This is a genomic window from [Clostridium] hylemonae DSM 15053, from assembly GCF_008281175.1.
Lineage (GTDB): Bacteria > Bacillota > Clostridia > Lachnospirales > Lachnospiraceae > Extibacter > Extibacter hylemonae.
Genome location: NZ_CP036524.1, coordinates 1,508,346 through 1,533,459, shown reverse-complemented (window position 1 = coordinate 1,533,459; position 25,114 = coordinate 1,508,346). Strand labels below are relative to the sequence as shown.

The following is a 25,114-nucleotide window of genomic DNA, read 5'->3' as shown; positions in this document are numbered from 1 at the left end:
TTAACTTTCTCTTAAACAATCAATCTTCAACCACTTCCGGCCATGTCTCTCTCAGCACTTTCACCGTGTTGTCGTATGTATGTGCCGCTGCCTCTTTAATGCCCCTTGCGAGGATTTCGTCTGAGATCACTTCCACGCCTACTACTGCCGGTTCGATTTTCGCATCTTTGATCATTTTCACAAATCCTGCCGTGTCTTTTGCTCCTGTTCCCGGTGCAAGCCTGTCGTGCATGGACTCGTCTCTCAAGATCGTCTTTGCATATGGTCTGTCGTACGCATCATTGATCTGGATAGATACAACCTTCTTTGCGATCTCTTCTGTGAGAATGTCATACGGCTGATCTGCGCGCACCCAGTGCCATGTGTCAAGAATAAGCATGGCGTTGTCACATCCGCTCGCCTTGACTACTTCCCAGCCTTTTTTCAGATCCGGAATGCCGCTGTATGGCATCGGTTCTACACCAATGATCCGTTTTCCCGCTCTGTGGCAGAGTTCTTTTAATTTCTGTGCTGTATGCTCCACGGAGTAGTTTTCCATGAGGCCGCAGTTGATATGGTTCACGCCAAAAAGATCGCACATATGGAAACACATCTGTTCTTTATATTTCTGCTCATAAGAACGGTTATCTTCCGCCCACTGTACGATGTACTCAACCTCAGTAACCTTCATGCCGTGTTTCTCAAGGACCGCCATGATATCTTCATCATATAATCCTTCATTGAGCGCATCCACATATGTTTCCGCCCTGAGGCCGATCCCCTCATATCCCGCTTCTTTGGCGGCGATAACACGGTCTTCAAACTTGCACTGGTCTCCCAGTGTCCAGGAACTGATTGTGATTGGATATTTTTTTGACATATTACATTCTCCTTCCGTTGTTGAAATTGAACATGATTCTTATATTTTACCCGTTCAATCTTGTTACTTTTACTATGGTTTTATTATATTCTATCGTTAAATTAAAAACAAATTGGTAATATTAGCCGAATTCATAGATTTTGTTTATGGGTTATGTTAGAATGTGGACATGTCGATAAAAGACGAAAGGAGACGCATATGAATCTGTATCATCTCAGATATTTTGTTACACTGGCACATCTGGAACATTATACGAAAGCTGCTGAGATCCTCGCCATAACCCAGCCAAGTCTGAGCCACGCGATCGCCTCTCTGGAAAAAGAACTGGGTGTAAAGCTGTTTGAGAAAGAAGGAAGAAATGTGGTTCTGACAAAGTGCGGCCAGGCGTTCCTCACTGACGTAGAACAGGCGCTCGGCATGCTGGATTCCAGTATCAACAAGCTGCAGATGACCGGTTCGGGAGAAGGACGGATCGACGTGGCGCTTCTGCGCACACTGAGCACATCGGTCGTTCCCCAGTTTGTCCGGGGCTTTCTAGATACCCGGCCGGAAAAAAATATAGACTTTTACTTTCACACCTCCACCGGCCTGACGCCGGATATTATACAGGGCGTAAAGGAGCGCCGGTATGACGTTGCCTTCTGCTCTCTCATGGAAAATGAGCCGGCGATAGAATTCACGCCGGTCGCCAGGCAGGAACTCGTTGTGATCGTCCCGGAAGATCATCCGCTCTCCGGCCGCCATGAGATAGATCTAAAAGAGACTCTCCCCTATCCGCAGATCGTATTTTCCAAACGCAGCGGCCTGCGGCCCATCATTGACCATCTGTTTGAACAGTGCGGCGGCCAGCCCGACATCGTCTACTCCCTGGAAGAAGACCAGGCAGTGGCAGGCCTTGTAGGCGCAGGCTTCGGCATAGCGGTAGTACCGAGAATGGAAATACTCGGCTATATGCCCGTACATACCATCGCCATACACGAGCCCGCATGGGAACGTCTCTTCTACATGGCCACCCTGAAAAATGTATACCAGGCGCCCGCCATCATCGATTTCAAAAGATACGTCACAGAACACGCCAAACTGTGACGGGATGGTTTTGTTGGAGGGATTTGAGGAATGGCAGTGTACGGCTTAGGAAAGGCGGCAGGGGGAGGCGGGGCGGTCAGTACGCTTGCAGTCCGTAAGGGAAGAAGACACGGTAGTAACAGACACCGACAGAATTCCACAGGAAATCTGGATGATTTCCTGTGTCAGCTGTCTCATAAACTGCACTTGTAGCGCAGTTTCTGGTCTGTTACTACCGTGTCTTCTTCCCTAACGGCCTGACAAAGCTCCCTCCAACGCCCCGCCTCCCCCTGCCGCCTTTCCTAAGCCTGACATCTCACAAAGCTCAAATTCCTTCAACATTCGAGACTCCCTGGCGGGATTCCATGGATTTACCTTGTGGATGTAACTTTCATAACCACCGGCCATAGGCCGCTGCCATCTGCATGCACCTCTAAGCTAACCAGCCCAGCACTCCAGATACAATTTCATCCATTGGAACACTCCAGGGGATCCTCTCCCGTTGGGAATGTTTAAGTTCCTGACGATGAACAGGCAAAGGGGACGGGTGCACATGGCTGTGTAAGCGCGTTCGGAGGCAGGTGTGGAAGCCGTTGCTGCAGAAAGAGCCAGAAACAGACACGGGAATGTTATCACAAATAACATTCCCGAGAGCCTCTGAGGGAGGAAATCCCTTCAGGATTTCATTCCGAATAGGCTCGGTTGTCCGTTTCCGGCTCTTTCTGCAGTTACGGCTTCCCGCCTGCCGGAGCGCGCTTCCACAGTCATGTGCGCCCGTCCCCTTTGCCGTCCACCGCCAATACCTCCAAACATCCCCAACAAAAACCCCAATTACTCCTTCCAGGGCAGTGCAGTGTGTTCTGCCTTGCTGTCTCTGAGCATCAGTTCATTGACCGCTGTTCTAGGGTCTTTGTTTTCAAACAGTACCTTGTTCACCTCATCAATGATCGGCAGAGCGACGCCGTACTTCTCACCGAGTTTCACGGCTGCTTTGGTGGAATATACTCCTTCTACGACCATCTTCACTTCATCCATTGCTTCCTGCATGCTCATGCCCTGGCCGATGAGATATCCGGCTCTGCGGTTACGGCTGTGCTGGCTGGCGCAGGTGACGATAAGGTCCCCGATCCCGGTCAGGCCGGTAAAGCTTTCGATCGCTCCGCCCATTTTCACTCCGAGCCTTGCGATCTCCGCGATTCCGCGCGTGATAAGCGCCGCTTTCGTGTTGTCTCCATATCCGAGACCGTCGGCGATACCTGCCGCAAGAGCAATCACATTTTTAAGGGAACCGCCCAGCTCCATGCCGAGCATATCCGGGCTTGTATATACGCGGAACACTTCGCTCATAAACATTCCCTGGAGATATTCTGCTGTCTCCTTCGTCCTCGCTCCGATCACGACACTCGTAGGAAGGCCTCTGCCGACCTCCTCCGCATGGCTTGGTCCGGACAGCACCGCCACATCCGCCTGTGGGATCTCTTCCTCGATCTGCTGGGAGAGCGTCATCAATGTCGTCTCCTCGATCCCCTTTGCCACGTCCACGATCATCTGGCCCTGGGCGACAAAAGGCTTCATACTGCGCGCCGTACTTCTCGTAAACGGAGACGGCACTGCCAGTACAAGGAAGTCTTTTCCTCTGATGACGGACTCCATATCCGTAGTAAATTCCATATCGTCCGGAATCTTTACCCCCGGGAGCTTGCTCTCGTGCTCTCTCTTTGTGGAGAGCATCTTTACTTCCTCTTCGTTGATGGACCACACAGCCACGTCATGGCCATTCTTGTGAAGCAGGAGCGCCAGTGCCGTTCCCCAGCTTCCCGCCCCCATAATACCTGCTTTTGCCATAATACATCCTCCTTATTTTTTCCCGGAACCAAGTTTATTTTCTGTTCCGTTCAGTAACCTCTTAATGTTTGCCCTGTGCTTAAAGAATGCGGAAAGCATGAGAAAAAGCGCTATGCCGTACATCTCCCACAGACTGCTGCCGGACACGCCGAATCCCCCCGTCTGCCCGTACACGACAACTTCTGCCAGATATACGATGACCACTGCCAGAGAACCGAGAGAGACATACCGGGTGCCCGCCACAAGTCCCACAAACACAACGAGACAGATGAGCACCATCCACGCGTTCACCGTACTGACGATCAGCCCTGCGGTGGCGGCGATTCCTTTACCACCTTTAAATCCAAGATAAAACGGATAATTATGTCCAAGTACCGCTCCCATACCGGCATACATGGACAATACCGGCATGATATCTCCATGTGTTCCTCCAAAGATAAGGTGTACTACAATAACGGCGAATACACACTTAAAGCAGTCCCCCAGAAAAGTGACGGCGCCGGCTTTCCAGCCGAGCGTGCGCAGGGCATTTGTCGTCCCCGCGTTGCCGCTGCCCTGCTTTCTGATATCGACATGGTGCAGTTTTCCGTAGATATATCCTGTCTGCAGCAGTCCAAATGCGTAACCGATCATCACACATATCAAGCGTTCCATAACTAACGATCCTTTTCCTTTCTCTCCCGTATAAAGAATTTCAGTGAAGTCCCCTTAAAGCCAAATGCCTCACGTATTTTATTTTCCAGATATCTTGTGTAAGAAAAGTGCATAAGCTCCTTGTCATTGACAAAGATCACAAAGGTAGGCGGCTTCACCGACACCTGTGTAATGTAATAGAGCTTCAGCCTCTTTCCTTTGTCAGAAGGCGGCTGCTGCATTGCCACCGCTTCTGTCATGATCTCATTGAGCACACCTGTCGCCACGCGCAGCGTCTGGTTTTCAATGACCATATCTATCATATCATACAGCTTATTCAGGCGCTGTCCCGTCTCCGCCGAGACGTACATGATCTCAGCATAGGGCATAAAGGAAAGAACCTGTCTGACACGGTGTTCATACTCCCGCATCGTCTTGTCATTTTTCTCTATGGCATCCCATTTGTTCACGACAATGATAATACCTTTGCCCCGTTCATGGGCAATTCCCGCGATCTTGGCATCCTGCTCCGTCACGCCCTCAGCCGCGTCGATGACAACGAGGACCACATCCGCGCGTTCCACAGCTGTCACCGTACGTATAATGCTGTACCGCTCCAGTTCTTCCTTGATCTTGCTCTTTCTGCGCAGTCCTGCCGTATCGATAAAGACATATTCTCTGCCTCCGTGTATGATCTCCGTATCGATGGCGTCCCGTGTCGTTCCCGCCACGTCAGACACAATGACGCGCTGCTCCCCGAGCAGTTTGTTTACGATGGAGGATTTTCCGACATTTGGTTTCCCTACGATCGCGATCCTCGGACGTTCGTCGTCTTCCTCCTCACTGCTGTGCTCCGGGAAAAATTGTGCCACCCGCTCCAGCATATCCCCGATGCCGAGGCGGGACGCCGCAGAGACAGGCACCGGATCCCCGATGCCGAGATTATAAAACTCATATACATCCGGCATAAACTTATCAAAGCTGTCGACTTTATTTACGACGAGCACCACCGGCTTGCCGGACCTGCGGAGCATATCCGCCACTTTGGAATCCGAATCTACAAGCCCCTGCCTCACATCTGTGATAAAAACAATGACGTCCGCCGTATCAATGGCGATCTGCGCCTGTTCCCTCATCTGAGACAGGATCACATCCTTGCTCTCCGGCTCAATACCGCCGGTATCGATCAGCGTAAATTCCTTGTCAAGCCAGCTGACCTCAGCATATATACGGTCTCTCGTCACTCCGGGCGTATCCTTTACGATCGAGATCATCTCGCCTGCCAGTACATTAAAAAGTGTGGACTTGCCTACATTGGGCCGCCCCACAATAGCTACAACTGGTTTACTCATACTTATTCTCCTAATCTATATGCATATCCATTCTTACCTTATTATTGCTTCTATAAAATCTTGTCCGCTTGATTTTACAATATCTGCCTGGACTTGTAAAGTCTCTTTCAGTTCATCAAGTGTTACATCATCCAGAAATACACTCTCCTCACTCCGGAACATATTGCACGGCAGAAGGAGACGCTCTCCAAGCTCTCTCCCCTTAAGCTGGCTTACCAGATCCTGTCCGGTGATCAATCCGGATACTGTGATGAGCTCCCCGAAGAACTCATTGCGGATCGGATATACGTGTACCGCCGTATTCGGATATTTCTCCTTCAGCCGCTCTGCCATCTTCCTGATGTACGGCTCTGCCAGCAGACCCGTGGCGACAGACACTTCCCTTATCTTTTTGTCGCCGTCCAGCCTGGCATAAGCCTCCTCAAACTCATTTTCAAGAAGCCGCAGCATACCGACGCCGTTCTCAAGCTGAAGATATCCGTCGTATCTCTCCTCCTCCGGCATCTCCTGTCCGGCCAGTATATACCACTCGTCACCTGCATGTATGAAATGAAGTCCGTGCTCTTCGTAAAGCCTGTCCTGCCATTTGTGGATGATGTCCAGCACCTCCCCCGCATCCTCCCGGGTAAAGGGTTCAAGCGGTTCCAGTCCGTCCCGGTACTTCGTAAGCCCTACCGGCACTACAGATACGCTCTGCAGATACGGCAGGTAACGGGACATATCACGAATGCTCCGCTCCAGTTCTTCCCCGTCATTGATGCCTTTGCACAGGACGATCTGTCCGTTCATCGTGATGCCGCCCTCATACAGTCTGTCCACCTTCCTCAGCGCGTCACCTGCGAACCGGTTGTGAAGCATCTTACAGCGCAGTTCGGGATTTGTCGTGTGAAAGGAAATGTTGATCGGCTCCAGATGATATGTCACAATGCGCTCAATATCATGGTCACTCATGTTCGTCAGTGTAATATAATTGCCCTGAAGAAACGACAGGCGGGAATCATCATCCTTAAAATAGAGCGTGTCTCTCATTCCTCCCGGCATCTGGTCTATAAAACAGAACATACACTTATTGCGGCATGAACGGTACTCATCCATCAGTCCCTGTTCAAATTCGATCCCCAGATCTTCCTCATAGTCTTTCTCAATCTCCAGTTCCCACTCTTCCCCGTTCTGCTTCTCGATCAGAACGACAAGCTCCTCTTCATTTACACAGAAATGATAATCAAATACATCTTCTATTATTTTATCATTAACGGACAGCAGTCTGTCCCCGGGTTCAATTCCCATTTCCTCTGCAATGCTTCCCGGGACAATTTCCTTAATGATATGTTCATGTCTCATAAATAAACTCCTCGGTTTTATTTTATCTTAGCCTTATTATTATACCCCACCTTCCGAAAATAGTCCACCCGAAGGCGAAAGGGTGTTGACCATCTCATGGAAAAGGTGATATAAATAAGTTGTACGAATGTGTATACATATTGGACTGCAGATGTTCAGCCGGTCCAAAATATTGTTGAGATACAGGAGAATATTATGCCGAATATTAAACTAATGGAAGAAGCTCTTCCGGTAGCACCTCTTAAGATCGCAGCTCTTGAAAGCTGCCGGGAACTTGGACAGAAGGTAAATGATTATATTGTCCGGTTCCGTCAGCAAACATTGAGAGAATCGCTTGACTCCCCGCTCTTTTCCAGCTACCAGCTTGAAAATTATCTGATCGAATGTAAATGTCCCCGCTTCGGCACCGGCGAAGCCAAGGGCATTATCGGAGAGTCCATTCGGGGCAAGGATCTGTTCATTATGGTCGACGTCTGCAACTACAGTCTTACTTACACGGTGAACGGCCACCTGAACCACATGTCTCCGGATGACCACTATCAGGATCTAAAGCGGATCATCTCCGCAGCCACCGGAAAGGCGCACCGCATCAATGTCATAATGCCGTTTCTGTATGAAAGCAGGCAGCACAAGAGGACGAAACGGGAATCACTTGACTGTGCCCTCGCTCTTGAGGAGCTCATGGAAATGGGTGTAAGTGACATTATCACATTTGACGCCCATGACCCGCGTGTCCAGAACGCGATCCCACTACAGGGCTTTGACAACTTTAACCCGCCGTACCAGTTCATGAAAGCGCTGCTTAGAGCCGAACCGGATCTTTCTGTGGATAAGGAACACTTAATGGTAGTGAGCCCCGATGAAGGCGCCATGCACCGGGCCGTATACTTCTCCAATGTACTCGGCGTCAACATGGGAATGTTCTACAAACGCCGTGATTATTCCACTGTTGTCGGCGGCAAGAATCCCATCGTGGCCCATGAATTCCTCGGCGACGACATCAAAGGCAAGAATGTCATTATCGTAGATGATATGATCTCTTCCGGGGAAAGTATGCTCGACGTGGCAAAGCAGCTGAAGGAAAGAGGAGCCGGACGGGTGTTCGTCTGTACGACATTCGGACTGTTCACCGAAGGTTTTGACAAGTTTGACGACTATTATGAAAGCGGCTACATCGACAGGGTCATTACGACAAACCTTACTTACCTTCCTCCTGCCGCCTATGAGAAACCGTACTTTGTCGTTGCGGATCTGAGCAAGTTCATCGCCCTCATTATAGATTCTCTGAATCACGACATTACGATCGGTTCTGTCTTAAACCCAACCGATAAGATACATGCGCTGCTGGAACGGCATAACGCAGGAAAATAAAAAAGTGAGATCAGCTCTCTCCACAAAAAAGAAGCCTGAACCCGCTCCCGGGTCCGGCTTCTTTTTTCCCTCTCAATACTTTATGATCAGTGCTTCTCCATGTAAGTTGTAAGAGCAGTATTTTCTGTAAAGTATTTTTTTAGAGCAGAAACTAAATTCTTCATCGAATCTCACTTCCTTTTATGTTAATCTTTTATTTTTCTTTCCGTTAAAAGATTAACACTAACCGGAGATATTGTAAAGATAAATTTTTAACAAACTTTGCATATTTATGCACCTTCATTTTGTGCATTTTTTAACGATGTCTAAAAATCCGTATACACACCGCCGTTCTGCAATTCATTTCCTTTTGCGGCAGCCAGCTCGGACACCGTCACTAGCTGATATCCTTCGTCCATAAGCCGGGGAATAAGCTCAAGCGCCGCATCCACACTCTCCGTATGTATATCATGCATAAGAATGATATCTCCGTCCTTTACACTTCCCATGACCGCATCGATCGTCTTCTGCGCGTCCCGTGTCTTCCAGTCAAGCGTGTCTATGTTCCAGAGCATCATCGGCATCCCTATCGTGGTCTTCATCGTACTGCTTATCGCACCGTAAGGAGGACGCATCACGCTGGCTCCCTGTCCCGCCGCCTGACTGATATTTTCGTTCGTCTTGTCCACCTCGCTCTGTACGCCTGCCGCGTCCATCTTTGACAAGTCCGCATGGTCATAGGAATGGTTGCCGAGCTCACATCCAAGTTCCTTCATCCGCTTTACCACTTCTGCGTATGAGGGAACTTTCTGGCCAAGCATAAAGAAGGTGGCATGGCCATTATATTTCTGAAGCGCATCGAGAAGCTCTTTTGTCCTCGGCCCCGGGCCGTCGTCAAAAGTGAGCGCGACCATCGGCCTGTTCGGGTCTATGCTGCTTTCCTTTTTGGACAGCAGCTTTCCGTCTTTATCAAACAGACAGAGGGTGAGCCCGAGATATGTTTCTCCCGTCGCCATCTTTGCTTCCTTGTCAAAATAATAGGTCGCTCCGTCCAGTTCCTGCCAGCCCACAGCCGCCGCGCCTTTATCTGTAAAGTAATAACGGCTTTCTTCGATCTCCTGCCAGCCTGTCTGCATGATGCCGTCACGGTCAAAATAATATACAGCGCCTTCTATATTGGTAAGCCCGCTCACTTTATTGCCGTCTCCGTCAAAATAATATGTATTCCCCTTTGATACGACGAAATCACTGAGCACATAACTGCCGTCGTAACGCCTGAACTTGCTGCCTTCCCATTCTCCAACCGGATTTTTCACGCGGATGAGTCCGTCTTCCGTCTTGATGGAAACGAGACCGATCCACGCGTTTTTTAAAGCGCTGCTCATATCACCATCCAGAACTATCTCTACCGGATAGTCGCCTTCCAGTGACGCGTCCGCTTCACATTTGAGCGTGTAGCCTTTTCCGCTTTTCAGGTCATTCAGCAAGTCTCCCGCCGTGTATCCGCTTTTTTTGTCGAGCACAGCTTTTTCGCTGCCATCTGCGTATATTTGCACAGCAGGCTCAGACAGTTCTTCCCCCTGCAGTATCTCGCCGGATACGGCTTTGATGATGATCTGTTCCTCCCGCTGTGCCGCTGCCGCTGTCCGAAACAGAAGGAAGGGCATCAAACAGACGACAAGAAGAGCAAGAACCCTGAAAAAGGTCCCTGCTCTTCCTCTGTTATTCCGGCGTCTCTTATGTATTCTTCTTTTTTTCATTCGTATGTCTCCCCTGTAATAAACAACATTTCCCCTGTTATGTTGAGTATACAGCTTTTTTAAGAATTATTCAATGATTCTTACTCTTCTCACCCCTTCGATCTTCATGAGTTCCTCCGTCACGCCGGCCGGCACTTCTGAGTCTATATCTATCATCGTATAGGCAAATTCACCCTTGCTTTTGTTGGCCAGATCCGCGATATTCAGGTTATCCTCAGCCAGGACTTTTGTAAACTGGCCGAGCATGTTGGGAATATTGTGGTGCAGCAGCACGATTCTCGTGTTGCTTCCCTTGTATCCCATATCACAGTCGGGAAAATTTACGGCGTTTGTAATATTTCCATGTTCCAGATAATTCCGGATCTCCTTTACCGCCATCTTCGCGCAGTTATCCTCCGACTCTTCTGTGGAGGCCCCGAGATGCGGTATCACGATCGCTCCCTTTACTCCGGCCATGGCCGGTGTGGGGAAGTCCGTGACATAGTGCTTAACATGGCCTGACAGCAGCGCGTCTATCATCGCCTCTTCATCCACAAGTACGTCTCTCGCAAAATTCAGCACAACGATTCCTTTTTTCATGAGATTTAAAGCATCTGCGTCGATCATGCCTTTTGTGCTCTCAAGAGCAGGAACGTGGATCGTAATGTAATCACAGTCCTTATATATCTCATCCACCGTCTTTGCGTGGCGGATGCTCCTGGAAAGTCTCCACGCCGAATCGACAGATACATAAGGATCATAACCGTACACATCCATGCCGAGGTGTGTAGCCGCATTCGCCACAAGAACACCGATGGCGCCAAGACCGATCACTCCCAGTTTCTTGCCGTCCAGTTCGCAGCCAGCAAATGCCTTCTTTGCCTTCTCCGCGTCTTTGGCTATATTGCCGTCCTCCTCATTTTCCTGCACCCAGTTGATGCCGCCGATGATATCCCGGGAAGCGAGAAGCATTCCGGCGATCACCAGCTCCTTCACACCGTTGGCGTTTGCTCCCGGTGTGTTAAATACGACGATCCCGTTCTCTGAGCACCGTTCAAGCGGTATGTTGTTCACGCCTGCCCCGGCTCTGCCGATCGCTTTGAGTTCCGTACCAAACTCCATTTCATGCATGGCTGTGCTCCTTACGAGCACAGCATCTGCGGTTTTCGCGTCACTGACAGGGATGTAGTCTTCTGTAAACTGTTCCAACCCTACATCAGAGATTGGATTTAAGCAATGATATTTATACATGATCACAAATTCTCCTCTTCAAACGTTTTCATAAATGCAACGAGAGCCTTCACACCCTCTTCCGGCATGGCATTATAAATGCTCGCCCTCATACCGCCCACGCTGCGGTGTCCTTTCAGGCTTTCAAACCCGGCCGCCTTCGCTTCCTGCACAAATCTGGCGTCCAGCTCATCGCTTCCTGTTACGAAGGGCACATTCATGAGCGACCTGTCTTTTGCCTCTACCGTGCCTTTGAACATTTGGCTTGCATCCAGGTAGTCATACAGAATCTTTGCCTTTTTTTCATTGCGTTCCTTCATGGCGGCAAGACCTCCCTGACGTTTCAGCCAACGGAATACTTTCCCGCATATGTATATGCCGTAAGCCGGTGGGGTATTGTAAAGTGAACCTGCATCCACATGTGTCTTATACTGGAGCATGGTCGGTGTCCCGGGCAGCACATCGTCTGTTATAAGATCTTCTCTTATGATAACGATGACAACTCCCGCCGGTCCGACATTCTTCTGTACACCGCCGTAGATAACGCCGTATTTCGTGACATCCACCGGTTCGGATAAAAAGCAGGAGGAGACGTCCGCCACAAGCGGCTTGCCTTTTGTATCCGGCAGATGTCTGAACTTTGTTCCGTAGATCGTATTATTCTCACAGATATACACGTAGTCCGCATCCTCTGACACCGGAAGGTCCGAACAGTCAGGAATATAGGAAAATGTCCGGTCTTCCGATGTGGCGATCTTATTGGCTTTGCCGTACTTTGCGGCCTCGGCGTAAGCTTTTTTGGACCACTGCCCGGTAACGATATAATCCGCCACACGGTTCTTCATCAGATTCATCGGAATCATGGCAAACTGCTGGGATGCTCCCCCCTGCAGAAATAATACTTTATAGTTGTCAGGAATGTTCATCAACTCTCTCAGATCAGACTCTGCCGAGTCTATGATCTCCTGGAAAGCCTTCGAGCGGTGACTCATTTCCATCACGGACATGCCGGTCCCGTTGTAATCAAGCATTTCTGCCGCTGCTTCCGTTAACACTTCTTCCGGCAGTACTGCCGGTCCTGCTGAAAAATTATACACTCTGCTCACTTTTCATTCCTCCACTTTCTTTTTCAGTAAAAATCAATTGCTTCTTTCTTCCAGATCCTTCTCGTCGAAAGCCTCGCTGATCGCCGCTCCCGGCGCCACCATAGGCCACACTTTCTCGTCGGAATCGATCTGGCAGTCGATGACCACCGGTCTGCCGAGCGTAAGCGCCGATGCAAACGCCGACTTGAACTCTTCCTTTGTCGCGGCGCGTACACCTGTAGCCCCCAGCGCCTCTGCCAGCTTCACAAAATCCACGCTGTCATTCAGCACTGTGGCGGAATAGCGCTTCCCGTAGAACAGGTTCTGCCACTGCCGTACCATCCCGAGCACATGATTGTTCACAACAACCTGTATGATCGGAATATTATAGCGGGCCGCTGTGGCGATCTCATTCATGTTCATACGGAAGCACCCGTCCCCGGCGATGTTGACGACCGTTTTATCCGGCATGCCGACCTTCGCTCCAAGAGAGGCTCCAAGTCCGTATCCCATCGTCCCAAGGCCGCCGGAGGTGAGAAATGTTCTCGGCTTCGTGAACTTATAGAACTGTGCGGCCCACATCTGATGCTGGCCCACCTCCGTCACGATAACGGCGTCTCCTTCTGTCTGTCTGTATATCTCCTCCACGACGAACGGCCCCGTCAGACCCTCTTCGTGATACTTCAGCGGATACTGTTCTTTGTAAGCCATGATCTTCTCGATCCACTCCGGATGGCTCTGTTCCTCAAGTCTTCTGTTGATCATACCGAGCGCCACCTTGATATCGCCTACGACTCCATCGGTGATCAGTACATTTTTATTCATCTCTGCCGCATCGACGTCAAACTGCAGTATTCTGGCATTTTTGGCAAACTTCTTTGCATTTCCGGTCACACGGTCACTGAATCTGGCTCCGATCACGATCAGCAGATCACATTCGCTCACTCCGTAATTCGATGTCTTTGTCCCGTGCATTCCGAGCATCCCCGTGTAGAGCGGGTCAGTTCCAGGGAATGCTCCTTTCCCCATCAGACTGTCTGTGACAGGCGCATCCACCTTTTTCACAAATTCGTACAGTTCTTCACTTGCGTCTGCCAGCACGGCCCCGCCGCCTACAAATATGTACGGCTTCCTGGATTTTGAGATGATTTTAAGCGCGCTTTCGATCTCTGCTTCACAGATGTCCTTTGATGCTGTCACCGGGGCGATCTCCTGCTTCTTATACTCTGCCTTGTTGGCGGTGACGTCCTTGGGGATATCCACAAGGACCGGACCTGGCCGGCCCTTCTGAGCAATGACAAATGCTTTTCTTATCGTCTCTGCCAGGTTCTTTACATCTTTTACGATAAAGTTATGCTTTGTTATGGGCATTGTTATGCCCGTGATGTCTATCTCCTGGAAACTGTCCTTCCCAAGCAGGGAAACACCTACATTGCACGTGATGGCCACCAGCGGGATGGAATCCATGCATGCGGTCGCGATTCCGGTCACCAGGTTTGTGGCGCCGGGGCCGCTCGTGGCAAAACACACTCCGACCTTCCCCGTTGCCCTTGCATATCCGTCGGCCGCATGTGCCGCCCCCTGCTCATGGGAAGTCAGGATATGTGTGATCTCATCGCTGTGTTTATATAATTCATCATATACATTCAATATAGAGCCGCCCGGATAGCCGAATACGGTATCTACCCCCTGTTCTTTCAGGCACTCTATCACAATTTCTGCTCCTGTCAACTGCATACCTTTGTATCTCCTATCTATTTATTCTTCGGCACTTCCAGGATCGCGCCTCTGTTGCCGGACGTGACCATGGATGCATATCTCGCAAGATAGCCGGTCGTGACGCGGGGCTGTCTCGGCTCCCACGCTTCTCTCCTCTTCTCCAGTTCTTCTTCTGTCACATCAAGCTCAAGCTTCAGTCCCGGTATATCGATCTTGATGATATCCCCTTCCTCAATAAGCGCGATCGGTCCGCCTACGGCTGCTTCCGGCGACACATGGCCGATGGAAGCTCCCCTGGAAGCGCCGCTGAACCGTCCGTCCGTGATGAGCGCGACTGTGGAGCCAAGTCCCATTCCTGCTATGGCCGAAGTCGGATTCAGCATCTCCGGCATGCCGGGGCCGCCTTTTGGCCCTACATAACGGATCACTACCACATCGCCTGCTACGATCTCTCCGCCCTTGATGGCCGCGATCGCGTCTTCCTCACAGTCAAATACTCTGGCCGGACCTTCGTGCACGAGCATTTCCTCCGCAACCGCAGAACGCTTCACAACGCTTCCGTCCGGGGCAAGATTGCCTTTCAGCACTGCGATTCCTCCTGTAGTACTATATGGATCGTCGATCGTCCTTATAACCTCGGGATCTCTGTTGACCGCTCCCGCTATGTTTTCTCCCACCGATTTCCCGGTGACGGTCAGGCATTCCGTGTGCAGAAGCCCTTTCTTATTAAGCTCTGCCATGACCGCGTACACGCCGCCGGCTTCATTCAGATCTTCCATATATGTAGGCCCGGCCGGCGCAAGATGACACAGGTTCGGCGTCTTCTCACTGATACCGTTGGCGAAGTCTATCTCAAAGTCCATCCCGATCTCATGGGCAATGGCCGGAAGATGGAGCATACTGTTGGTGGAACAGCCGAGCGCCATATCCACGGTCAGCGCGTTCAGTACCGCCTCCTCTGTTATGATATCTCTTGGACGGATATCCTGCTTCCAAAGTTCCATCACCTGCATGCCCGCGTGTTTCGCAAGGCGGATCCTCTCAGAATAGACCGCCGGGATCGTTCCGTTGCCGGACAGTCCCATACCGAGCACTTCTGTGAGACAGTTCATACTGTTTGCCGTGTACATGCCGGAGCAGGACCCGCATGTCGGACATACTTTATTCTCAAATTCACAGACGTCTTCTTCTGTCATCGTCCCTGCTGTATAAGCGCCGACCGCCTCGAACATACTGGAAAGACTTCTCTTCTTACCCTGCACACGGCCCGCGAGCATAGGACCTCCGCTCACAAATATAGTCGGCACATTGATCCTCGCCGCCGCCATGAGAAGCCCCGGAACGTTCTTATCACAGTTTGGAACCATGACGAGCGCGTCAAACTGGTGTGCCAGCGCCATGGCTTCTGTGGAGTCTGCGATCAGATCTCTCGTCACAAGGGAATATTTCATCCCGATATGGCCCATGGCGATTCCGTCGCATACCGCTATGGCCGGAAATACGATGGGTGTCCCTCCTGCCATGGCGACGCCCATCTTTACCGCCTCCACGATCTTATCCAGATTCATATGTCCCGGAACGATCTCGTTGTGTGAACTTACAATACCTACGAGCGGACGCTCAAGTTCCTCTTTCGTGTAACCGAGCGCATTGAACAAAGACCGGTGGGGCGCCTGCTGCATCCCCTTTGTTACTGTATCACTTCTCATATTCTACCTCCTTATGTATCCCGCGATCAAATCACCCATCTCACTTGTCCCTGTCTGCTTTTTGCCTTCGGACATAATGTCAATGGTGCGGTATCCTTCTTTCAGTACATCTGCCACGGCCTGCTCGACCGCGTCTGCTTCCCGGTCAAGGTCGAAGCTGAATCTGAGCATCATAGCCATGGACAGGATCGTCGCTATCGGATTAGCGATCCCTCTGCCAGCGATGTCGGGCGCGGAGCCGCCGCTTGGCTCATACAGGCCGAACTTTGTCTCATTCAGGCTCGCACTTGCCAGCATTCCGATAGACCCGGTCACCATGCTCGCCTCGTCTGAGAGAATATCTCCAAACATGTTTTCCGTCAGGATGACGTCAAACTGCTTCGGATCTTTCACAAGCTGCATGGCGCAGTTGTCTACGAGCATATGCTCCAGTGTCACATCCGGATAATCCGCCGCGGTCTCCTCCACCACTTTGCGCCACAGCCTGGACGTATCGAGCACATTTGCCTTATCCACGCTCGTTACTTTCTTCCTTCTTTTTTCCGCTATGTCAAAGGCGCGCTTCGCTATGCGCCTGATCTCGTTCTCATTATATGTAAGTGAATCATACGCCGTGAGCACCCCGTTTTCTTCCGCCGTCCTGCGCTCTCCAAAGTACAGCCCCCCGGTCAGCTCCCGCATAATGACCATATCGAATCCGCCTTCTGTGATCTCTTCCTTCAGCGGACACGCGCCTTTTAATTCGTCGTAAAGCACCGCCGGTCTCAGATTGGCAAACAGATTCAGCTCTTTGCGGATCTTCAAAAGCCCTGCCTCCGGCCGTCTGGAAGGCTCCAGCCGGTACCACGGAGACGTCGCGGCATCTCCCCCTATAGAGCCCATGAGCACCGCGTCGCATGCTTTTGCAGCAGCCACGGTCTCATCGGTAAGCGGAACGCCATGTACGTCAATGGACGCGCCTCCCAGCAGCAGCTGTGTATATTTACACGAATGTCCGTATACTTCTGCAACCCTGTCGAGCACTTTCATGGCTTCAGTTACAATCTCCGGACCGATTCCGTCTCCTTTTATCACACCAATGTTCAGGTTCATATACCCTCATCCTTCCTGTATAAAAATTCAGTTAAAAACTATAGAATTAATAATATCCTATTTTAATGTTTGTTTCAAGACTTTAATTCGCTAAATTACCTGATCAGATGTAGCAGAGAATGTCCGATCGTCCCTTCCGGCATCTCCACCCCAAAGTTTTCTGCCACGGTCGCACCGATCACCGCAAACGTATCCTGCTCTCCCAGACTGCCGGCGCCTTTGTCTGAGCCTGAATATACAAGGAGCGGCACCTTTTCTCTCGTGTGGTCTGTTCCCTTGTAGGTCGGGTCATTTCCGTGATCTGCCGTGATCATCAGAAGGTCGTCTTCCTGCAGCACGTCAAGCAGCTCACCGAGCTTATTGTCAAAACGTTCCAGCTCCGCGGCGTAGCCTTCCGGGTCCCGCCGGTGTCCCCAGAGGGCGTCAAAGTCTACCAGATTGACAAAGCAGAGTCCGTGAAACTCCTGGTCCGCCGCCTCTGTCGTCTGTTCCATACCGTGAACGGAACTCTTTGATTTCCATGCCTTGGTAATTCCTTCCCCGGCAAAGATATCTTTGATCTTTCCGATGGAGATCACGTCGTACCCGGCTTTTTTCAGCGCGTCGAGCACGGTGGGGCCGGGCGGCTTTACGGCATAGTCATGCCGGTTGCTCGTGCGCACAAACTCACCCTTTTTCTTTCCGACGTACGGCCTTGCAATGACCCGTCCGACTTTCCACTCATCCTTCATCGTCAGCTCTCTGGCGATCTCACAGCAGCGGTACAGCTCGTCAAGGCCGAACGTCTCCTCATTTCCGCATATCTGAAGCACAGAATCCGCAGAAGTATAGACGATCATATGTCCGGTGGCGATCTCCTCTTCCCCGAGTTCTTCCAGAATCTCTGTGCCGCTTGCGCTTTTATTTCCAATGATCGTGCGGCCCGTTCTCTCTTCCAGTTCCTTTATGAGCTCCTCCGGAAAACCGTTCTCTGTAAATGTCTTAAAGGGCTTCGTCGTGTATATGCCCATCATCTCCCAGTGGCCGGTCATCGTATCCTTTCCGTTGCTTCTCTCCTGCAGCACGCCGTAGTATCCTTCCGGATGCTTTTCCGCCTGTTCCTTTCCGGACGGATGGGCATTCCATAGGCCGAGCTTTGCAAGGTTCGGCAGGGAAAGCCTGGGCACCGCCTGCGCGATATGCCCGAGCGTGTCTGCTCCTTCGTCCCCGAACCGCGCCGCGTCTTCCATCTCCCCGATGCCGAGCGAATCCAGAACTATGATAAATACTCTGTGAAATCTTTCCATAAACTGACCTCTTTCTTTTATATGTCTTATCCCTTGAGACTTCCCGGTCCGAATCCCATGGGGAACAGTTCTGCGAGCGTATGGATCTCATACTGCGCCTCGTCTGCCGCAAGTATGATATAAAATTCCTCCGGGCGGCAGAATTCCATCATGACCTGGCGGCACATGCCGCACGGAGGACAGATGCCGTGGCCGCCCTTCTCGTCCTCATTGACGATGCATATGGCAGCAAACTCCCGCACGCCTTCACTGACCGCCTTGAAAAACGCCGTGCGCTCAGCGCAGTTGCCAGGTGAATAGGCAGCATTTTCAATATTACAGCCCGTATATATAACACCGTCTTCGGTGAGCAGCGAGGCTGCCACCTTAAAATTAGAATAAGGCGCGTAAGAACATTCCAGTGTTTCCATCGCTTTCTGGATCATCTCCCGCACCGGCAGTTTCTCTTTTTTCAATTCAAGCACTCCTTCTGCTGCAGGCCCCCTGCCTTACTTTTTGCTATTTTGACGATCCGGCTCGTCCCGAGCCTGTCTGCGCCCAGTCTCAGAAATTCCTCGGCGTCCCGGATGGAACTGATCCCGCCTGCCGCCTTTATTTTCACTCCTTTTCCTACATGCTCCGCAAACAGCTTTACGTCGTCAAATGTGGCTCCGCCATCTGCAAAGCCGGTGGATGTCTTGATGTAATCAGCCCCGGCCGCCGTGACGATCTCACACATTTTTATCTTTTCCTCTTCCGTCAAAAGACAGGTCTCAATGATGACTTTGAGCACTCTTGTGCCCGCGGCTTCTTTTATCTGCCGTATCTCGGCTTCTATACTGTCGTATTTTTTATCTTTTACCCATCCAAGATTGACTACCATGTCGATCTCATCCGCGCCGGCGGCCACCGCGTCTTTTGTCTCCGCTGCCTTGGCCGCCGTCGTATTATATCCGTTCGGAAAGCCGATGACCGTACATATGGCCAGATTTTCCCCTGCATAATCTTTCGCCTGTTTTACATAAGACGGCGGAATACATACGGATGCGGTATGATATGTCATACCGTCATCACAGATGCCGCGTATGTCCTCCCACGTGGCTGTCTGCGCAAGCAGCGTATGATCAACATGTCTTAATATTTCCTCTATTTTCATGATTATTCCCCCTCCTGTAGTCTGTCCTTTTGTATCAATATGCGGATCGCTTCCACTGCTGCCTGGATCGGCGCCTCTGTATCGTGGACGACCGGATTCGGAAGTCCCTTTCTGGCCCTCTCCTGATTTGCCATCACGAGCATGACCGATCCGACTCTGACGCGCAGGCAGCTGCCGACGATATAAAGGGCAGCCGACTCCATCTCAGAGGCAAGGCAGCCGCATTTCACCCAGGCGTTCCATTTCTCCATAAGCTCATACCCGACGGGCTTCGTATCCGGGGAATGCTGTCCGTAGAAGGAGTCCTTACACTGTACTACGCCGGTATGATAGTCAAGCTTCAGCCTGCCGGCGGCCTCCATCAGGGCATTGACCACGCTGATGTCCGCGACAGCCGGATATTCTATCGGGGCATACTCTTTGCTCGTCCCTTCCATCCGGATGGCTCCCGTCGCGATCACGATATCACCGCTCTTTACTTCTTCTGCCATGCCTCCGCTCGTGCCGACGCGAATAAAAGTGTCTGCGCCCGTCCCGACGAGTTCCTCCATGGCTATGGCGGCGGAAGGACCTCCGATGCCGGTGGACGTCACGCTCACCTTCTCCCCGTCCAGCTCACCTGTATATGTGACATATTCCCTGCTGTCCGCGATCAGCCTCGCGTTGTCAAAATGAGCGGCGATCTTTTCACACCGTTTCGGGTCGCCCGGAAGAATGACATACCTGCCGACTTCTCCTTCTGCGACCTGTATATGATACTGTCTGTCTTTGTCCTCTGAATAATTGATCATGTGCACATCCCCTTTCTTTACCTTCCTATATCATATCATTCCGTCTCCCCATAAACCAGTCTTTCCTGACAATTGTGTGGTTTTTTCCCTCTGCATCATATATACTTATATATAAGAACAGGAGGGATAAAATGTCAGCTGCCATTCTTTTGCAATTGGAATATTTTCTCCGCGTACTCGGAGCCGCGGCCTGCGGTGCGGTCATCGGCTACGAACGCGAAAGTCATATGAAGTCTGCCGGTATACGTACACATGCCATCGTAGCGCTCGCCTCGTCTCTGATGATGGTGCTGTCCAAATACGGCTTTTACGACATTCTGGCCAGAGAACATATAGGCCTTGACCCGTCCCGTATCGCCGCCGGAGTCGTAACTGCAGTCGGTTTCCTCGGCGCAGGCGTCATTTTCAACCGGAAGATGAACGTTGTAGGCATCACGACCGCCGCCGGGATCTGGGCCACCGTAGGCATCGGCATGGCGTTCGGCGCGGGAATGTATGTGCTTAGCATTGCTTCCTCCTTATTTATTGTCTTACTCCAGTTTTTATTCCACACAAGATTTCTGTACGGCAGAAATGCTGTGATGGAACAGATCACCATACAAGTCGATTCCAAAGAAGAAATAAAAGAACTGCTCGGCGGGATCTTCTCATCCAGCAAGATTAAAATATCCAACATCAACGCCAGAAAAGTAGATGATACGACTCTGGAAATTAAATTGCATGTAAAATTTCCCGAATCTTACGATATCTATGAAATATTCACACTGTTAAAAAACAATCCACAAATCAAGTCAATAGATATATAATTTGAAAGGGGTCAGACCCCTATGGTGCATAGGGGTCTGACCCCTTCGACAATTATTGAAGATGCCAGATATCTTTATTATATTCTGCAATTGTTCTGTCTGATGAAAAATAACCTGCTTTTGCGATATTTGTGAGCATTTTCTTACTCCACGCCTTGCGGTCCGCGTAATCTTCGTATGCCCTGTTTTTGACCGCAATATACTCTTTCAGATCGAGCAGTGTCATAAACCAGTCTTTGTATATGAGTTCCGCGTGTATCTGAAGCAGGTGATACGGATCTCCAATCTTCATCATCTCAGGGCTGATTATGAAATTGATAAGGGAACGTATCTGCTCGTCATTGATATAGTAATCGGCGGCCCGGTAATCGCCTTTGGCGTAGTGTTCTATCACCTGCCGGCTGGACTGTCCGAAGATATAGATATTGTCATCCCCTACAAGTTCATGTATCTCTACGTTCGCCCCGTCTTCCGTTCCGATCGTAACTGCCCCGTTCAGCATGAACTTCATATTTCCCGTGCCGGACGCCTCTTTGGACGCCAGTGATATCTGTTCGGATATATCACAGGCTGGTATGAGGTGCTCTGCCATTGTCACATTGTAGTTCTCCACCATAACGACCTGAAGATGAGGAGATACATCCGGGTCATTGTCAACAAGCTCCTGCAGGCAGAGAATAAGGTGTATGATATCTTTAGCGATCTTATACGCCGGCGCCGCTTTTGCCCCGAAGATCACCGTTATCGGAGTGGACGGTATCTTTCCCGCCTTGATCTCCAGATATTTGTAGATGACAAACAGCGCGTTCATCTGCTGACGTTTGTACTCGTGAAGCCGTTTTACCTGTATGTCGAAGATAGAGTCAGGATTCAGCTCTATCCCTTGTGTCTCTTTCAGATACTGAGCAAGCTGCACTTTCTTTTCATGCTTTACATCCAGAAGCTTTTCCAGCGCAATATCACTCTCGATATGGCGCAGCAGCTTCTCCAGCTTGTTTGCATCTCTGCGGAAATCCTCTTCCACATAACCGCTTATCCAGCGCACAAGCTCTTTGTTACAGTGGAGCAGCCACCGGCGGAACGTGATGCCGTTCGTCTTATTGTTAAACCGATCCGGATATATATCGTAAAACGGTTTCAGCTCTGTATTCTTAAGTATCTCCGTGTGGAGCGCCGCAACACCGTTGACACTGTGTCCGTAATGGATATCCATATGGGCCATGTGAACCCGTTCCTGGCTGTCGATGATGTGCACTCTCTCATCGTGATACTTTCCTTTTACGCGCAGATCCAGTTCTTTTATGATCGGTACGATCTGCGGCGCAACCTGTTCAAGATACGCAAGCGGCCACGTCTCCAGCGCCTCCGCCAGAATCGTGTGATTCGTGTACGCACATGTCTTCTGTACGATCTCAACCGCTTCATTAAAGTCAATATTTCTTTCGACGAGCAGGCGGATAAGCTCCGGTATGACCATGGACGGATGCGTATCGTTGATCTGCACCGCCACATGCTCATGGAGTCTGCGAAGCTCATATCCGTTCTCCTCACATTCCTTTAAAATGAGCTGCGCCCCGTTTGAGACCATAAAATACTGCTGGTAGATCCGAAGCAGATTCCCCGCCCTGTCACTGTCATCCGGATAGAGAAACAACGTCAGATTCTTACGGATATCATTTTTGTCAAATGAGATCCCTTCTCCTACAATGCTCTCATCCACGCCTTCCACATCAAAAAGATGCAGCCTGTTCTTTCCGCTTTCATAACCGCACACATCCATGTCATACAGTCTGGACGTAAGTGTAAAGTCCCCAAAAGGCACCTGGAACCTGATCCCGGTATCCGTAAGCCAGTTCTCCTCCCCGATCCACGGGTTGGGCAGTTCCTTCTGCTTATGTCCCTCAAAAACCTGTCGGAAGAGGCCGAGATGATAATTAAGCCCGATTCCGTCTCCTTCTAACCCAAGCGTCGCCGCAGAATCCAGAAAACAGGCCGCAAGCCTGCCAAGCCCCCCGTTTCCGAGAGAAGGCTCCGGCTCGACCTCTTCTATCCTTGCCAGTTCCTTGCCGTTTTTCGCCAGCAGTTCAGACACCTCCTCATAGATGCCCAGATTGATCAGATTGTTGGACAAAAGCTTCCCTATGAGAAATTCCGCTGAAATATAATACAGTTTCTTGCCGCCCTTGTTGTCAGGCGTATTTTTTAATTTTTCTTTCGTAAATGCAAGCAGAGCGTAGTAGATCTCCGCATCGCTCAATTCTTTGATCTCTCTGCCATATTTTGTTTTTACAAGTGTTTCCAGTCCGTTTAATTCCATAACCGTCTCCTTCATTAGATCATCTGACATGGAGATTTCCATACATGATGAGCATTCACAGTTCACAAACATATATTACCATAATCTGTATTTCCGCATTTGTCAATGATACTTTCTATACTTAAGTATTCCTGTTTTCATACAAAATATTACTCGTATATATCTCACAGCCTTTAAAAGAAGCAAAAAAGGAATCCCTCACGGGATTCCTCGCTCATCTCTTGTCTTTATTCTGCGCTTGCTTTTTCAACCTGCGCGATCGCCGCCTTCTGCATAGGGATGCGGCAGTTCTTATTGCTGCCAAATTCTACGATAACGTCGTCATCTGTTATATCGATGATGACACCGTAAAACCCGCTTGTCGTAAGAACTGTATCTCCCACTGCCATATCTGCGATCATAGCCTGCAGTCTTTTCTGCTCCTTTTTCTGCGGTCTCATGAAAATGAACCAGAAGCCTCCGAAGATCAGTACATATACTAAGATGAGTAAAATCCAGTTACTCCCGGACTGTGCTGCCAATGCGTACATAACTTATTCCTCCTACATATCTTTAAACACTATTGCTATCATACACAAAAATGCTTTTTTCATCAAGTACTTTTCCGTATTTCATGGAAATTTTATACTTCCTGTCCTGCCATCTTTGCCAGCTTTTTTGTCTTATATTCCTTATAACTGCCCTTTTCAATAGCTTCTCTTATCTCTTCCATCATCGTATTGTAGAAATAGAGATTGTGCAGAACACAGAGCCGCATTCCGAGCATTTCCTTTGCTTTCAGAAGATGCCTTATATACGCCCTTGAATAAGTTCTGCACGCCGGACATCCGCATCCTTCCTCGATCGGTCCGGCATCCAGCTCATATCTGGCATTGAACAGGTTGAGTTTTCCGCCGTTCGTATATACATGGCCGTGCCGCCCGTTCCTGCTCGGGTATACACAGTCAAAGAAATCAATTCCCCTGTCCACTGCCTCCAGAATATTTGCCGGCGTCCCCACACCCATAAGATAAGAAGGCTTATCCACAGGCAGATGCGGGACGACCGCATCGAGTATCCGGTACATATCCTCATGTGACTCTCCCACTGCCAGCCCGCCTACTGCATAGCCGTCCAGGTCCATAGCCGCGATCTCCTTTGCGTGCCGGATGCGGATATCCTCACAGATACCTCCCTGGTTGATGCCAAAGAGAAGCTGGCGCGGATTGATCGTACCGGGCAGACTGTTCAGACGCTCCATCTCCTTTTTGCACCGGGCGAGCCACCTCGTTGTGCGCTCCACAGACTTCTCTATATAATTCCTGTCCGCCACGCTGGACGGACATTCGTCAAATGCCATGGCGATAGTGGACGCCAGATTAGACTGTATCTGCATACTCTCCTCCGGTCCCATAAATATCTTTCTTCCGTCAATATGAGACTGAAAGTATACCCCTTCTTCCTTGATCCTTCTGAGCCCTGCCAGAGAAAAAACCTGGAATCCGCCAGAATCCGTAAGGATCGGCTTATCCCAGACCATAAATTTGTGGAGCCCGCCAAGCTCTTTCACCACAACGTCACCAGGACGTACATGCAGATGATATGTATTGGAAAGCTCCACCTGTGTCTTTATTTCCTGCAGATCTTCGGTGGAAACAGCGCCCTTGATCGCCGCCGCTGTTCCCACGTTCATGAATACAGGAGTCTCAATGACTCCATGTACTGTCTGCAGCCTTCCTCTTTTGGCAAGACCATCTCGTTTTAACACTTCATACATGATC

Annotated in this window: 21 protein-coding genes; 3 read left to right on the top strand and 18 right to left on the bottom strand. The window is 50.3% G+C overall.

Features of this window, described 5'->3' with window-relative positions; translation table 11 throughout:
- Positions 1–19: 19 nt before the first annotated feature.
- Positions 20–859 (bottom strand): sugar phosphate isomerase/epimerase family protein, encoded by an 840-nt coding sequence (locus tag LAJLEIBI_RS07020; protein ID WP_006443958.1) that lies wholly within the window; start codon positions 857–859, stop codon positions 20–22.
- Positions 860–1,057: 198 nt separating this feature from the next.
- Between LAJLEIBI_RS07020 and LAJLEIBI_RS07015 the strand changes: the two genes are divergently transcribed.
- A complete protein-coding gene (locus tag LAJLEIBI_RS07015) occupies positions 1,058–1,945 on the top strand; it encodes a LysR family transcriptional regulator (RefSeq protein ID WP_040435187.1) in 888 nt (295 codons plus the stop codon).
- A gap of 810 nt (positions 1,946–2,755) precedes the next feature.
- On the opposite strand, the gene LAJLEIBI_RS07010 is transcribed toward LAJLEIBI_RS07015, so the two are convergent.
- From LAJLEIBI_RS07010 to LAJLEIBI_RS06995, 4 genes are read right to left on the bottom strand one after another with little or no spacing between them, the layout of a single operon-like run.
- Positions 2,756–3,769, bottom strand: a complete 1,014-nt coding sequence (locus LAJLEIBI_RS07010; RefSeq protein WP_006443948.1) for an NAD(P)H-dependent glycerol-3-phosphate dehydrogenase — start codon at positions 3,767–3,769, stop codon at positions 2,756–2,758.
- Positions 3,770–3,781: 12 nt separating this feature from the next.
- Positions 3,782–4,423, bottom strand: a complete 642-nt coding sequence (plsY, locus tag LAJLEIBI_RS07005) for a glycerol-3-phosphate 1-O-acyltransferase PlsY (RefSeq protein WP_006443947.1) — start codon at positions 4,421–4,423, stop codon at positions 3,782–3,784.
- Between the two features lie 2 nt (positions 4,424–4,425).
- Positions 4,426–5,754, bottom strand: a complete 1,329-nt coding sequence (gene der, locus LAJLEIBI_RS07000) for a ribosome biogenesis GTPase Der (protein ID WP_006443946.1) — start codon at positions 5,752–5,754, stop codon at positions 4,426–4,428.
- Between the two features lie 33 nt (positions 5,755–5,787).
- Entirely contained in the window at positions 5,788–7,095 is a 1,308-nt protein-coding gene (locus tag LAJLEIBI_RS06995; protein WP_006443945.1) for a DUF512 domain-containing protein, read from the bottom strand.
- Between the two features lie 195 nt (positions 7,096–7,290).
- Here LAJLEIBI_RS06995 and LAJLEIBI_RS06990 point away from each other — a divergent pair, with 195 nt between their 5' ends.
- Positions 7,291–8,466 (top strand): ribose-phosphate pyrophosphokinase, encoded by a 1,176-nt coding sequence (locus LAJLEIBI_RS06990; protein WP_040435186.1) that lies wholly within the window; start codon positions 7,291–7,293, stop codon positions 8,464–8,466.
- A 305-nt stretch (positions 8,467–8,771) separates the two neighbouring features.
- Here LAJLEIBI_RS06990 and LAJLEIBI_RS06985 read toward each other — a convergent pair whose 3' ends face one another.
- From LAJLEIBI_RS06985 to udp, 10 genes are all read right to left on the bottom strand, one after another.
- Positions 8,772–10,205 carry a polysaccharide deacetylase family protein gene (locus LAJLEIBI_RS06985; protein WP_138264626.1) on the bottom strand — a complete coding sequence of 478 codons (1,434 nt, stop codon included), beginning with the start codon at positions 10,203–10,205 and terminating at the stop codon, positions 8,772–8,774.
- 66 nt (positions 10,206–10,271) lie between these two features.
- Positions 10,272–11,435, bottom strand: a complete 1,164-nt coding sequence (locus LAJLEIBI_RS06980; protein ID WP_040435185.1) for a phosphoglycerate dehydrogenase — start codon at positions 11,433–11,435, stop codon at positions 10,272–10,274.
- A gap of 2 nt (positions 11,436–11,437) precedes the next feature.
- Complete coding sequence (serC, locus tag LAJLEIBI_RS06975) at positions 11,438–12,520, bottom strand: 3-phosphoserine/phosphohydroxythreonine transaminase (RefSeq protein WP_040435184.1); 1,083 nt, start codon at positions 12,518–12,520, stop codon at positions 11,438–11,440.
- A 33-nt stretch (positions 12,521–12,553) separates the two neighbouring features.
- Positions 12,554–14,236: a biosynthetic-type acetolactate synthase large subunit gene (ilvB, locus tag LAJLEIBI_RS06970; protein ID WP_006443940.1), complete on the bottom strand. Its 1,683-nt coding sequence runs from the start codon at positions 14,234–14,236 to the stop codon at positions 12,554–12,556.
- Positions 14,237–14,253: 17 nt separating this feature from the next.
- Complete coding sequence (gene ilvD, locus LAJLEIBI_RS06965; RefSeq protein WP_006443939.1) at positions 14,254–15,927, bottom strand: dihydroxy-acid dehydratase; 1,674 nt, start codon at positions 15,925–15,927, stop codon at positions 14,254–14,256.
- Between the two features lie 3 nt (positions 15,928–15,930).
- The gene (gene leuB / locus LAJLEIBI_RS06960) at positions 15,931–17,019 is read right to left on the bottom strand and encodes a 3-isopropylmalate dehydrogenase (protein WP_006443938.1); all 1,089 of its coding nucleotides are present in this window, start codon (positions 17,017–17,019) and stop codon (positions 15,931–15,933) included.
- 95 nt (positions 17,020–17,114) lie between these two features.
- The gene (locus LAJLEIBI_RS06955) at positions 17,115–18,305 is read right to left on the bottom strand and encodes a phosphopentomutase (RefSeq protein ID WP_006443937.1); all 1,191 of its coding nucleotides are present in this window, start codon (positions 18,303–18,305) and stop codon (positions 17,115–17,117) included.
- Positions 18,306–18,331: 26 nt separating this feature from the next.
- Positions 18,332–18,760, bottom strand: a complete 429-nt coding sequence (cdd, locus tag LAJLEIBI_RS06950) for a cytidine deaminase (RefSeq protein WP_040435183.1) — start codon at positions 18,758–18,760, stop codon at positions 18,332–18,334.
- On the bottom strand, positions 18,757–19,440 hold the full coding sequence (gene deoC / locus LAJLEIBI_RS06945; RefSeq protein WP_006443935.1) for a deoxyribose-phosphate aldolase: 684 nt from the start codon (positions 19,438–19,440) through the stop codon (positions 18,757–18,759). The genes cdd and deoC overlap by 4 nt, the downstream gene beginning before the upstream one ends.
- 2 nt (positions 19,441–19,442) lie before the next feature.
- Complete coding sequence (udp, locus tag LAJLEIBI_RS06940; protein ID WP_006443934.1) at positions 19,443–20,231, bottom strand: uridine phosphorylase; 789 nt, start codon at positions 20,229–20,231, stop codon at positions 19,443–19,445.
- Between the two features lie 131 nt (positions 20,232–20,362).
- On the opposite strand from udp, the gene LAJLEIBI_RS06935 reads away from it, so the two are divergent.
- The gene (locus LAJLEIBI_RS06935) at positions 20,363–21,037 is read left to right on the top strand and encodes an MgtC/SapB family protein (RefSeq protein WP_006443933.1); all 675 of its coding nucleotides are present in this window, start codon (positions 20,363–20,365) and stop codon (positions 21,035–21,037) included.
- A 52-nt stretch (positions 21,038–21,089) separates the two neighbouring features.
- Here the strand turns inward: LAJLEIBI_RS06935 and LAJLEIBI_RS06930 are convergent, their stop codons facing one another.
- From LAJLEIBI_RS06930 to tgt, 3 genes are all read right to left on the bottom strand, one after another.
- Entirely contained in the window at positions 21,090–23,354 is a 2,265-nt protein-coding gene (locus LAJLEIBI_RS06930; RefSeq protein WP_040435182.1) for a glycogen/starch/alpha-glucan phosphorylase, read from the bottom strand.
- 227 nt (positions 23,355–23,581) lie between these two features.
- On the bottom strand, positions 23,582–23,884 hold the full coding sequence (gene yajC / locus LAJLEIBI_RS06925; protein ID WP_006443931.1) for a preprotein translocase subunit YajC: 303 nt from the start codon (positions 23,882–23,884) through the stop codon (positions 23,582–23,584).
- Between the two features lie 92 nt (positions 23,885–23,976).
- The gene (tgt, locus tag LAJLEIBI_RS06920; RefSeq protein WP_006443930.1) at positions 23,977–25,110 is read right to left on the bottom strand and encodes a tRNA guanosine(34) transglycosylase Tgt; all 1,134 of its coding nucleotides are present in this window, start codon (positions 25,108–25,110) and stop codon (positions 23,977–23,979) included.
- Between the last annotated feature and the right edge of the window lie 4 nt (positions 25,111–25,114).